Annotated in this window: 12 protein-coding genes and 1 tRNA gene; 12 read left to right on the forward strand and 1 reads right to left on the reverse strand. The window is 45.2% G+C overall.

Features of this window, described 5'->3' with window-relative positions:
• Positions 1-3: 3 nt before the first annotated feature.
• On the reverse strand, positions 4-1515 hold the full coding sequence (gene lnt, locus Q0C11_RS08665; RefSeq protein ID WP_293007170.1) for an apolipoprotein N-acyltransferase: 1512 nt from the start codon (positions 1513-1515) through the stop codon (positions 4-6).
• A gap of 378 nt (positions 1516-1893) precedes the next feature.
• Between lnt and Q0C11_RS08670 the strand changes: the two genes are divergently transcribed.
• The 12 genes from Q0C11_RS08670 (at position 1894) to fic (ending at position 12169) form a co-directional block, all read left to right on the forward strand.
• Positions 1894-3630 (forward strand): tetratricopeptide repeat protein, encoded by a 1737-nt coding sequence (locus Q0C11_RS08670; RefSeq protein WP_293007157.1) that lies wholly within the window; start codon positions 1894-1896, stop codon positions 3628-3630.
• A 108-nt stretch (positions 3631-3738) separates the two neighbouring features.
• Entirely contained in the window at positions 3739-4515 is a 777-nt protein-coding gene (minC, locus tag Q0C11_RS08675; RefSeq protein WP_293007158.1) for a septum site-determining protein MinC, read from the forward strand.
• Between the two features lie 24 nt (positions 4516-4539).
• Complete coding sequence (gene minD, locus Q0C11_RS08680) at positions 4540-5352, forward strand: septum site-determining protein MinD (RefSeq protein WP_293007159.1); 813 nt, start codon at positions 4540-4542, stop codon at positions 5350-5352.
• On the forward strand, positions 5349-5627 hold the full coding sequence (gene minE, locus Q0C11_RS08685) for a cell division topological specificity factor MinE (RefSeq protein ID WP_293007160.1): 279 nt from the start codon (positions 5349-5351) through the stop codon (positions 5625-5627). The genes minD and minE overlap by 4 nt, the downstream gene beginning before the upstream one ends.
• A 108-nt stretch (positions 5628-5735) precedes the next feature.
• Positions 5736-6356 carry a lipoprotein insertase outer membrane protein LolB gene (gene lolB, locus Q0C11_RS08690; RefSeq protein WP_293007161.1) on the forward strand — a complete coding sequence of 207 codons (621 nt, stop codon included), beginning with the start codon at positions 5736-5738 and terminating at the stop codon, positions 6354-6356.
• A gap of 46 nt (positions 6357-6402) precedes the next feature.
• A complete protein-coding gene (gene ispE, locus Q0C11_RS08695; protein WP_293007162.1) occupies positions 6403-7242 on the forward strand; it encodes a 4-(cytidine 5'-diphospho)-2-C-methyl-D-erythritol kinase in 840 nt (279 codons plus the stop codon).
• A gap of 6 nt (positions 7243-7248) precedes the next feature.
• Positions 7249-7323, forward strand: a tRNA-Gln gene (locus Q0C11_RS08700).
• 145 nt (positions 7324-7468) lie between these two features.
• Positions 7469-8419 (forward strand): ribose-phosphate pyrophosphokinase, encoded by a 951-nt coding sequence (locus Q0C11_RS08705; RefSeq protein WP_293007163.1) that lies wholly within the window; start codon positions 7469-7471, stop codon positions 8417-8419.
• Between the two features lie 63 nt (positions 8420-8482).
• On the forward strand, positions 8483-9103 hold the full coding sequence (locus Q0C11_RS08710; protein ID WP_293007164.1) for a 50S ribosomal protein L25/general stress protein Ctc: 621 nt from the start codon (positions 8483-8485) through the stop codon (positions 9101-9103).
• Between the two features lie 137 nt (positions 9104-9240).
• On the forward strand, positions 9241-9810 hold the full coding sequence (gene pth, locus Q0C11_RS08715) for an aminoacyl-tRNA hydrolase (RefSeq protein WP_293007165.1): 570 nt from the start codon (positions 9241-9243) through the stop codon (positions 9808-9810).
• 58 nt (positions 9811-9868) lie between these two features.
• The gene (gene ychF, locus Q0C11_RS08720; protein ID WP_293007166.1) at positions 9869-10960 is read left to right on the forward strand and encodes a redox-regulated ATPase YchF; all 1092 of its coding nucleotides are present in this window, start codon (positions 9869-9871) and stop codon (positions 10958-10960) included.
• A 102-nt stretch (positions 10961-11062) separates the two neighbouring features.
• The gene (gene fic, locus Q0C11_RS08725) at positions 11063-12169 is read left to right on the forward strand and encodes a protein adenylyltransferase Fic (RefSeq protein WP_293007167.1); all 1107 of its coding nucleotides are present in this window, start codon (positions 11063-11065) and stop codon (positions 12167-12169) included.
• The last annotated feature ends 336 nt before the right edge of the window (positions 12170-12505 follow it).

Genomic DNA, 12505 nt, shown 5'->3' on the forward strand with positions numbered 1-12505 from the left:
ATTTTACCGGGTTTTTCGCGCGGTGCGAAACGCGGATAGCAATCCAATGCATATTAACAAGCCGGCAAGTCCAAGTACCGGATAATTTCCCATCCGCACATAGGGCGTGGCCCCGGTAAAACCTTGCGCTAATCCGTGCAACGCCGCAGTGGTAAAAATTTCAATGGTTTGCAATACCCTGCCGCGCTCGTCGATGATCGCGGTTACGCCAGTGTTGGTGGCTCGCAACATGTAGCGCCCGGTTTCCAACGCGCGCATTTGCGAAATCTGCAAATGCTGCTGCGGCCCAATCGAGCGCCCAAACCAGGCATCATTACTGACATTAACCAGCATTGTAGCTTGTGGCAACTGATTAATGATTTCTTCACCAAAAACATCTTCGTAGCAGATATTGATCGCAACACGCTGACCTGCTAGGTTCATCGGCTGTTGATCCAGGCTACCGCGCGAAAAATCCGATAAGGGTATTTGCAATACATCGATAACCCATCCGAATATGGGCTTTAATGGAATAAACTCACCGAACGGCACTAGATGATGTTTGCGGTAACTTTGTTCCGGTGCGGAACCAAAACTGAACATGGTATTGTAATATTCGTTAGCATTATGAGCGTCACGCTCGGCCAGTCCGATCAATACATCGCCATTGTTGTTTTTAGCATGCGCAGCCAGATGCGACAAATAGGGCTTCGGCACGACATCGCTGAACAGTGGAATAGAAATTTCCGGTGTTACAATCAGGCGGCTGTCACTTTCCAGGATCAGCCGGGCATACGTTTCCATCGTATTTTGCAAGTAGTCTTCGCGCCATTTCAGATCCTGGGCGATATTACCTTGCAACAAGCTCACCGTAACCGGCTCACCTTGCGGTTTCACCCAGTCAATTGCCTGTAAACCATATCCGCCGTACCAAATCAGCAGCAAAGGCAACCCGTAACGCCATTGCCTGATCCCTTTATCAACCCAGAAAAAAAGCAAAGCAGCGCTGAATACCACGATCATTGAGATACCGTATACACCGACGATCGGTGCAAAGCCTGCCAAGGGACTGAAAGGCGCTTGTGAGTAGCCCATCAACAACCATGGAAAGCCGGTAAACAAAGTACCGCGCAGCCATTCAAACGATATCCACAGTGCGGCAGCCAGTGCGGCCCAGAGAAATGATGAAGTCAAACGAAGTTTAGCCAACAACCACAGCCCAGAAGCGGGGAAGAGCGACAGATAAGCGCAGAGTATAATCAATGCAACAATCGCGATGGGCATCGGCATTGCACCAAAATCGTGCAAACTGACATAAATCCATGTGACGCCAGCACTGAACAGTCCCATACCAAAACAAAACCCTAGTGTTGCGCTTTTGATCGGGGATGGGCTATTGTGACAATAACCGAACAATACAGCGAGCGTAATCACCGGAACCGGAAACAGATAAAAAGGTGCAAAACCAAGCACAGTCAACGCACCCAACAAATAGACAATAATTAATTTAACGTAAGAATTATTCAAGAGTGTCAAGATTGGAAATAACAATGGATAAAATTCATGCAGTAGTATGCTTGAATTTTAGTGTAAGCCGGTACAATTATGAACTTTCATGATTTAATGTCGTTCTCAGTATCTCCTAAACATAAATTCATCAATAATTCCTTGCGTACTATCTCATTCTTATTTTTCGTGATGACATTCGATACAACTTATGCTAAATAATGATTCATTCACTTTATGGCAAGTAAAAAAGTAGAATATGCGCATTATGCTAAAAACGATCGAGCAATGAATCCGAGACGCAACTGAAGAAGCAATAATAAACTAAGGTTTGTGGATCTAATTATGAGCCATGAAAATGAACAGGCTGCACGATTTATCTTATTTTGAAAATCAATCGGATTTCTCATGAAATTTAAACTTCTATGTGTGTTATTGTTATCTGGACTGACTGCCTGCGCGCAGATACCCGCAAACAAGGAAATAGAAAGCATGGGGGAACCCAATGAGCAGGAAGACAGTAGTCAAGCTAATTTACCCAAGCAAGAACTGACCGCACCAATCTTATTTGATTTCCTGATCGGTGAAACAGCATTACAGCGCGGCAGTCTGGATATTGCGGTAAACCGATATGTCAAGCTGGCCAAAACCACGCGCGATCCTCGGATTGCTAAGCGTGCAACAGAAATTGCCCTGCACGCAGGCAACTCTTTTGCTGCCGAACAAGCGGCAACAATGTGGATTCAGCTTGAGCCGGATTCAGTGGATGCCCGCCAAACTATTGCAGCATTATTGGTCAATCTTGGCAAATTGGATGCCGCTCAACCTCATCTTGAAAAATTACTGGCTTCGGAAAAAGATGGGTTAGGCAATGCATTTATGCAACTTAACCAATTGCTATCACGGAATTCAGATAAAGCAGCAACGTTGCTGTTAATACAACAACTATCTCAACCCTACAAAAATCTCCCTGAAGTTCATTTTGCCATTTCTCAGGCAGCTTGGTTTGCCAATCAGCATCAACTGGCATCCGAAGAAATGCAAAGCGCACTGGCACTGCGTCCAGATTGGGAGATCGCCGCAATTCATAACGGACGAATATTACAGCGCATCTCAACTAACGATGCGGCTCAATTTTATCGCGACTATCTAAAAAAATACCCCGAAAGTAATGAAGTGCGGATCGCATATACCCGGGTATTAATAATCAGCAATGAAACTGATACGGCGCGAGAACAATTGCAATGGTTAATGAATAAAAATCCGGACGATGCAGAAATCATGCTGGCTGCCGGGCTTTTAGCTACAGAAATGGGTGACTTTGATGTCACCGAAACAAGTTTTAAAAAAGCACTGAGTCTGGGATACAAAGACACAAATGCTGTGCACTTTCACTTAGGGCAGATTTATGAGGAAACGAATCGCCCTGAAATGGCGATGGACTCCTATCAGATGGTAAAAAGCGGGGGGCGTTATTTACCTGCACAAATACGCTACGCAGATTTGTTGGCAACCCAAGGCTATCTGAAAGAAGCGCGCGAACACCTACAAAAACTTCCGGCCGCCAATGATCAGCAAGCTGCCCATTTGATTCTGGCGGAAGCACAAATTCTGCGCAGATCAAAAGCATATCAAGAAGTATATGATCTGCTTAACGAAGGTCTGAAGAAACTGCCTGATTATCCTGAACTGCTTTATGATCGTGCACTGGCCGCCGATAAGCTAGGAAAATTTAAAATTCTCGAACAGGATTTGCGCAAGCTGATAAAACTCAAACCTGACAATGCTCATGCTTACAACGCCCTAGGTTACAGCTTCGCTGAACGCGGCATTGAATTACCGGAAGCGCTCAAACTGATAAGAAAAGCAGTTGAGCTTGCTCCAGAGGATCCATATATCATGGATAGTTTGGGTTGGGTCTACTACCGCATGGGTAATCTAGCGGAGGGTTTAAATTACTTAAACTTAGCATTTACTGCCCGCCCAGATGCGGAAATTGCAGCACACTTGGGTGAAGTACTTTGGGTACAAGGTGCTAAGGACGATGCCATAAATATTTGGCGATCTGCTTTAGAAAAAGAGCCTGATAATGAAATTTTGCTTGAAACATTACAACGTCTTACAAAAAAGAAAGTCATCGACTGAACTTTCTCATAAATAGAACTTATAATCAACTTCATGATAAAAAAGCCATTAATCACATAACAATGAATCCTGATATAGTCCTCATGGTGCTACAATGCGCTCTAAAAAATGGTAAATACTTCTCCAACCCTTGAATTTAAAAGCAGCACCTTTTTTGCACCTATACTTATTCTTTATACGAATGACATGATTGCAATAGAGCAAACGCTGTACGAGAAAATTAATCTGGCACCGGATTTTTTCAAAGACTCGCCTTTGATGATCGATTTGCGTGAGTTAAATAAATTGAATCTGGATTTGGATTTTGCTCAGCTCGCGCAGCTTTTGCGAAGAGTTGGTTTTTTCCCTGTCGGTATTCGCGGAGGTAATGAGCAACAAAACAAGCAAGCACGGGCTCTATCACTTCCAATCGACACGGTACGCGAACTGGGTAACTCAATCATCATTGGTGAGACGCAAAAACAGGAAAGTACCCAACAATCCCTCACGCAGCCGGAAGTAGCCGCAATCAAAGAACCAAAGGAACCCGTGCAACCAGCTGCAATTCCACCCGTATCTGCTACAACGATATTAGTTACTCAGCCGATTCGCTCCGGGCAGCGTATCTACGCATCCGGGGATTTGATCATCTTATCTCAAGTCAGTGCGGGTGCCGAAATTATGGCCGAGGGCAACATACACGTCTATAATACCTTGCGAGGTCGCGCCCTAGCAGGTGTACATGGCAATACAGCCGCCAGAATATTTTGCTTTGATTTGCAAGCAGAGCTTATCTCTATCGCGGGAGACTATAAAACCAGTGAAGATTTAAACAAGCAAACATACAACAATCCGGTACAAATATATTTACAGAATCACGCATTGATCATTAAAGAGATTGCTTAAAACCAAATAGCAAAGGAGGCTCAATTGGCAAGAATTATAGTCGTGACGTCGGGCAAGGGCGGCGTTGGCAAAACAACAACAAGCGCAGCAATTGCCATGGGGTTGGCGAAAAGAGGTCACAAAACAGCGGTGATTGATTTTGATGTAGGCTTGCGAAATCTAGACTTGATTCTCGGCTGCGAGCGTCGTGTTGTTTATGATTTTATTAATGTTATCAATGGAGAGGCCAGTCTCAACCAAGCACTTATTCGTGACAAAAACTGTAATCTTCTCTATATCCTGCCAGCTTCGCAAACGCGCGATAAAGACGCGCTGACACACGAAGGCGTAGGCAAAGTACTAGATGAGCTATCCAAGGATTTTGGATACATTGTTTGCGATTCCCCCGCGGGCATTGAGAAAGGCGCCAATTTAGCACTTTATTTTGCCGACGATGCTTTTGTCGTTACCAATCCGGAAATTTCTTCGGTCCGGGATTCGGATCGCATGTTGGGTATTTTGTCGAGTAAATCACGCCGCGCTGAAAGAAATGAAGAGCCTATCAAGGAATATTTATTGTTAACCCGGTATGATGCCGACCGAGTAAAATTAGGTGAAATGCTAAGCTTGGAGGATGTGCAGGAAATCTTATCCTTGGAACTATTAGGCATTATTCCTGAGTCAAAATCCGTCTTATCCGCATCAAATGCAGGTATACCGGTCATCCTGGACGAAAAAAGTGAAGCTGGTCAGGCTTATGCCGATGTCGTCGCGCGTTATTTAGGAGAAAAACTGGCACATCGATTTATTGATGGTAAGCAAGGGTTTCTCAGGAGGCTTTTCGGAGGAAGAAAATGAGCTTACTGGACTATTTCAGGTCATCTAAACCTAAGACCGCATCGCTTGCCAAAGAAAGACTACAAATTCTTGTCGCGCATGAGCGTACTTATCGCCATCAACCTTCTTATTTGCCGCAATTGCAGAAAGAGCTTTTAGACGTTATCCGTAAATACGTTAATGTGGAACAAGACGCGATATCAGTCAATTTTGAACAAGACGAGAATCAAGAAACACTGGAACTCAATATTGTTCTGCCCGATTATCACCAAACCAATAAAACTATAAATAACTAAGTATTCTTGCGCATTGGTACATTGGTAATTAACGAATTGAAATCGACTAATTTTTATATTGAATTTGAAAATTCTAAATTACCGGTGAACCGGATCAATGCTCATCAAATGAATGTTATTCTGGGATTTTTGATCAGCTGCTTCATCCTACTCGCTCCAGGCTGCAGAACATTACCGAACCAACCACCATCTGATGCGATTGCAACGACTATTTTCACCGAACCGCTTGCTGCCAGCGCTCAAAATATTCCCGCTAGTGATTTCAATATCCTGGGTAGGATATCCATCCAGGACAAGAACCAAAGCTTTTCCGGCAGCTTTCGCTGGCAACACTTGACTACCAGCGATGAAATTTTACTATTCACGCCCTTAGGCCAAGCCGTCGCAGAAATTACGAAAGATGATGAAGGAGTACGCTTAATTACCTCAAAACTAGAGGCATTCTATGCCACCGATGTGGAGAGTCTAACGGAAGAAATCTTAGGATGGCGTTTGCCATTGGATGGCCTACAGTACTGGATTCAGGGAGAACATTCGCCACTTACAGCTGCAGAAAAGGATTTGGATAGAAGAGATCAAGTTATCGCTATCCGTCAAGATGGCTGGCATATTCATTATAGTAGCTTCACTCCAGCCCCGTTGAGTTCCCTAACGCTCCCCCGCGTAATCAATTTGTTCTATGACAACTTAAGAATCAGACTGGTAGTCGACAATTGGCAGCTTGAGTAATTTTTCCATATAAAACACAGACACCCTCTTATTCATTTTACTATTCATGCTTACATTTTCTGCTCCTGCCAAGCTGAATCTTTTTCTACATGTCGTTGGCCGCAGACAGGATGGTTATCATTTATTACAAACAGTTTTTCGTTTTATCGATTTTTCGGATAACTTAAGTTTCAGATTGCGAACAGATGACATAATCAAACTACATAATCCCACTGCCGGTATACCCGAAGAAAAGGATCTTTGCGTTCGCGCAGCTAAATTGCTAAAGCAAGCAACAAGAACTAAGCAAGGAATCGACATTTTTTTGCAGAAACGAATTCCCATGGGAGGCGGTTTAGGAGGCGGCAGCTCGGATGCGGCCACTACACTGCTGGCATTGAATCATTTGTGGAAGGTTAATTTGAACAGACAACAATTGCTCGAATTAGGCCTTCAGCTAGGCGCTGACGTCCCGGTATTTATTTTTGGAGAAAATGCTTTCGCTGAAGGAATAGGTGAAAAATTAACCCGCATTAAATTGCCGCCCGCTTGGTATGTAGTTCTGGTACCACCGGTACAAGTATCAACCGCTGAGATTTTCACGAGTAAAGAATTGACACGCAACACGATTCCTATCAAAATACCGCCCTTTTCTGTCTTGCAGGGCCATAATGACTTGGAATGGGTAGTTTGCCGATTATATCCGGAAGTTGCGCGATGTTTAGAGTGGCTAAAGCAGCAAGAAAATACTACAATAACGGCGATGAGTGGGTCAGGTGCTTGCGTTTTTGCCGAATTTGCATCTGAAGCCGCAGCCCAAGCTGTTTTCGAATGCATTCCTGATAGTATGACAGGCTTTATGGCAAGAGGATTGGATTGCCATCCGATGCAACAGACAATGAAATAAAGATATAGGGGAGTCGCCAAGTGGTAAGGCACCGGATTTTGATTCCGGCATTCGTAGGTTCGATCCCTACCTCCCCTGCCAGTTTGTATGAATTTCACTCAATCTCAATGGATTAGTGAATAAATAGTAGTTAAACCTAAAAGCGGATCGCTGAAAATAACGCATTTGAAAAAACAAGTCGGCGTTCCATTTTCCAGCTAATTTGCTCAAAGAACGAAGAAAAAACATGTCTTATGACAGTTTGATGGTTTTTACCGGAACCGCGCACCCTAAATTGGCCCATGATGTTGTCAAGCATCTCAACATCCATCTGGGACGAGCAATTGTAGGGCGTTTCAGTGACGGCGAAATCATGGTGGAAATCCTTGAGAATGTGCGTGGAAAGGATGTTTTTGTGCTGCAATCCACCTGCGCACCGACCAATGATAGCCTGATGGAAATATTAGTCATGGTCGATGCTTTAAAACGTGCATCTGCGGGTCGAATTACTGCTGCGATCCCATATTTCGGTTATGCACGGCAAGACAGAAGGCCTCGCTCAGTGCGTGTGCCGATCACTGCCAAAGTAGTGGCAAATATGCTGGCTACGGTTGGCATTGACCGATTATTGACTATGGATCTGCATTCAGATCAAATCCAGGGTTTTTTTGATGTCCCTGTTGACAATATTTATGGCATGCCCATTTTGCTTGGAGATATCTGGAAACATAATTATCAGAATCTGATCGTGGTATCGCCGGATGTTGGTGGAGTGGTGCGTGCCCGGCATCTGGCCAAGCGTCTGGAATGTGATTTGGCTATTATCGATAAGCGTCGTCCTAAACCCAATGAAGCGAAAGTGATGAATATCATAGGTGAAGTCAAGGATCGTACCTGCGTCATAATCGACGATCTGGTAGATACAGCAAATACGCTGTGCGAAGCAGCCAAAGCATTAAAAGAGCACGGCGCACGCACAGTATTGGCCTACTCGACCCATGCCGTTCTGTCGGGCAGTGCGGTGGAACGCATTCAGAATTCAGCTTTGGACAAGCTGGTGGTCACGGATACGATACCGCTGCGCGAAGATGCGATAGCTTGTGATCGCATTTGTCAGTTAAGCATCGCTAATCTGCTGGCGGAAACTATGTTACGCATCAGCAACGAAAGCTCATTAAGCTCTTTATTTATGGAATAGACCGAATCCTTTTTTAACCGGTTTGTTTGGTCGCGAACAAACCATCAACATGGAGTAGCAGAAATGAAAATAGAAATCAGTGCCGACAAGCGCACATTGCAGGGCAAGGGTGCGAGCCGCCGCCTGCGTGGTTCTGGTAAAGTGCCAGCAATCATTTATGGTGGTGATCAAAAACCGCAATCAATAGAGATGGATCATAATGAGTTGTTTCACAAACTCAGACTGGAAGCATTTCATGCATCCATTCTCACTTTAAGTGTGGCAGGGGAAAAAGAGCCCGTGTTATTACGCGATGTGCAAATGCATCCTTTCAAAAAATTGGTATTACATGTGGATTTTCAGAGAGTCGACAAGAACAAGAAAATACACATGAAAGTTCCATTGCACTTTATCAATGCAGAAACCTCACCGGGTGTAAAAACCTCCGGTGGAATCGTTACTCATATTTTGAATGAAGTGGATGTCACTTGCTTTCCAGGTAATTTACCTGAATTTATTTCAGTCGATCTGGCAGAACTTACCGCAGGGCATACACTGCATTTGAGTGACTTGGTATTGCCTAAAGACGTCGAGATAGTGGCGTTGGCCAAAGGCGATGATTTACCTGTAGCAACGATTGTGATCCCAAGATCAGTACTCTCTGAAGAAGCCGCCGGTGAGGAAGCAGAGCCTGAAAAAGAGTAGCCTGAGTAGAAAAAATACTTAAGCTACCTTGGAAATTTACTCATCTGCCGGAATTAAACAACATACCGGCGGATTTTTCATTTCTGAATTCACTTGGAGTAACTGGATTAATTCACACTGTATTTTAACCTCACCTCATGAAACTTATTGTTGGATTGGGTAATCCTGGCAGAGAATATGCAAGGACACGCCATAATGCCGGTTTTGAGTGGGTAGATCGATTATCTCAAATGCTGCATGCGCCTCTGAAGCTGGAAGCTCGATTCCACGGTTTATGTGCACAGATCCGCCAAAATGATAGGGATGTATGGTTGTTGGAACCGCAGACCTATATGAATCGAAGCGGGCAATCTGTAGCTGCTTTGTGTCAGTTTTATAAAATCCAGGCGACCGAAATCATCGTGATTCATGATGAACTGGATCTATTGCCCGGTGCCGTCAAGCTAAAGAAAGGTGGAGGCTTGGGCGGACATAATGGTCTCAAGGATATTGCAGCAAAATTAGGTACTCAGGACTTTTGGAGGCTGCGCATTGGCATCGGTCATCCGGGTGATCGTGGCGCCGTCGTAAGTTATGTACTACATCCACCGAGAAAAGAAGAAGCACCGCTAATTGATGAAGCTATCGCAAGAAGCCTGGATGTCTGGCCGCTTATTGCACAAGGCGCCTGTGAAGCCGCCATGCTGAAATTACATACCAAGGCATAACAATTCGGTAAAGCTTTCACACAATCATTATTTAACCCCTATTCACGAGAATCAGACCATGAGTCTAAAATGCGGAATCGTAGGTCTTCCCAATGTCGGTAAATCCACCTTGTTCAATGCTTTGACCAAGGCTGGCATTGCCGCTGAAAATTATCCTTTCTGCACCATTGATCCGAACGTCGGTATTGTCGAAGTACCCGACCCACGATTGCAGAAACTTAGCGAGATCGTCAAGCCACAGAAGGTGCAACCGGCAATTGTCGAATTCGTGGATATCGCCGGACTAGTTGCAGGCGCATCCAAAGGAGAAGGACTTGGCAACAAATTTCTGGCCAATATCCGCGAAACCGATGGTATCGTCAATATGGTGCGCTGCTTTACCGACGATAATGTTGTGCATGTCGCAGGCAAGGTCGATCCGATCTCGGATATAGAGGTTATACAGACCGAGCTGTTGCTGGCCGATCTGGCCACAATCGAAAAAGCATTGCAACGTGAAGCTAAGGTGGCTAAATCCGGTAACAAAGATGCAATCAAATTATGTGCTTTACTGGAACAGGCACAAACACATCTCAACCAAGGTAAACCCGCCAGAACGCTGGACTTGGATAAAGAACAAAAGCTCTTACTGCAACCGCTTTGCTTATTGACCGCGAAACCCGCCATTTACGTGGCAAATGTGAATGACCATGGCTTTGTAAATAATCCGTTATTAACCCGCGTAGAAGAATACGCTGCCACAGAAGGCGCGCCAGTCGTAGCAATATGTGCGGCGCTTGAAGCAGAAATCGTGGAATTATCCGATGAAGACAAGAAAATATTCTTAGCCGATCTTAATCTGGAAGAACCCGGGCTTAATCGCCTAGTGCGCGCGGGCTACGAACTGCTCGGACTACAGACTTATTTTACTGCGGGTATCAAAGAAGTCAGAGCTTGGACCATCCACAAAGGCGATACAGCGCCACAGGCAGCCGGAGTGATCCATACCGATTTTGAAAAAGGATTCATTCGCGCCGAGGTGACCAGCTATGAGGATTTTATTACCTATAACGGCGAACAAGGTGCCAAGGAAGCGGGCAAGATGCGCCTCGAAGGCAAGGAATATGTCGTCAAGGACGGTGATGTGATGCATTTCCGCTTTAATGTCTGATTGACATGTCGCAAAAACATTAAATTTGCGACATATTTGATTGACCTGTCGCTGCGGACGACATAAACTGACGACGTGTCGCAAAAATGTGAAAATTAAACCATGACTGCTTGGCGTCCGGATCAACCTTACAACAACCTTCCGCCGTTGCCGCCCGCAGCCGATCTGGAAACACGCGCGGCACTGAAGCAGTGCATCACCGCTCGTGCGGCGCTGGCGGGACTCAAGCAAGCTGCTGAACTCATTCCCAACCAGGGCGTTCTGATCAATGCTCTACCGCTGCTCGAAGCCCAAGCCAGCTCGGAAATCGAGAACATCGTCACGACGACGGACCGATTGTTTCAGTTCCAAAATATCGAAGAACACGCCGACCCAGCCACGAGCGAAGCCCTGCGTTATAGCAGTGCACTGTTGGAAGGGTTCCGGGCACTAAAGCAACATCCGCTGAATACCCGCACGGCGGAACAAGTATGCACCCGCATCAAGGGCATAGACATGCAGGTGCGGCGGGTTCCGGGGACAGCACTGGCCAATCAGGCGACCGCTGAAGTAATTTATACACCGCCCGTCGGGGAAAACCTACTGCGATCCAAATTAGCCAACTGGGAGCGTTACTTGCATGAGGCGCGCGATGTCGACCCGCTGATCCGCATGGCAGCCGGGCATTACCAATTCGAAGCGATCCATCCATTCACCGATGGCAATGGCCGCACCGGGCGCGCGCTGAATAGTTTATTTCTGATTCAGGAAGATTTATTGACGCTGCCGATTCTTTACCTCAGCCGCTACATCATCAAAAACAAAACCGAGTATTATCGTCTGTTGCTCGATGTCACACGCAACCAGGCATGGGAACCGTGGATTGTCTTCTTGCTGCACGGCATCGAAGACACAGCTCACTGGACCACCGCCAAGATCGCTGCGATCCGTACCCTCTCAGGCTTGACAATTGATTATGTGAAACAGAAAGCGCCGAAAATCTACAGCCGCGAGCTGGTGGATTTGATTTTCGATCTGCCCTATTGCCGCATTCAGAACTTGGTTGAAAAAAATATCGCCGGTCGCCAAGCCGCTTCGCGCTATCTCAAACAGCTTGTGGAAATCGACGTGCTAGAAGAGCGAACCGTCGGACGTGAAAAGTTGTTCATTCATCCCAAACTGATACATTTACTGACGCGGGATGACAACTCCGTGACGCCCTATCCATAAATCACTTTTTCTTTGAGATACGTTATGATGTATGCTGATTTTCAAGGAGTCCGAAGCTTCATAAAATGAAGAGATGAAATGGAGAATGGAGATGGAATTACCGCATACACAATATAATCAGGAATTTCGGAAGAAATCATCCCAGATTTCCCATTAGGTTTGATTTCTAATGGAAGCCATTAGAATAAGTTGTTATAAATAAGCATATTTTGGTAAATTAAAGGCTATGTAACAATTAATTATTGAATTGTTTGTCCAACGTGCATTGAGATATAGAGGTGTGCACAATGAAATCAACGGAATTCAAAGCATGGATGGAATTGATTGAACGCATGA

The sequence above is a fragment of the Nitrosomonas sp. genome, assembly GCF_022842015.1.
Lineage (GTDB): Bacteria > Pseudomonadota > Gammaproteobacteria > Burkholderiales > Nitrosomonadaceae > Nitrosomonas.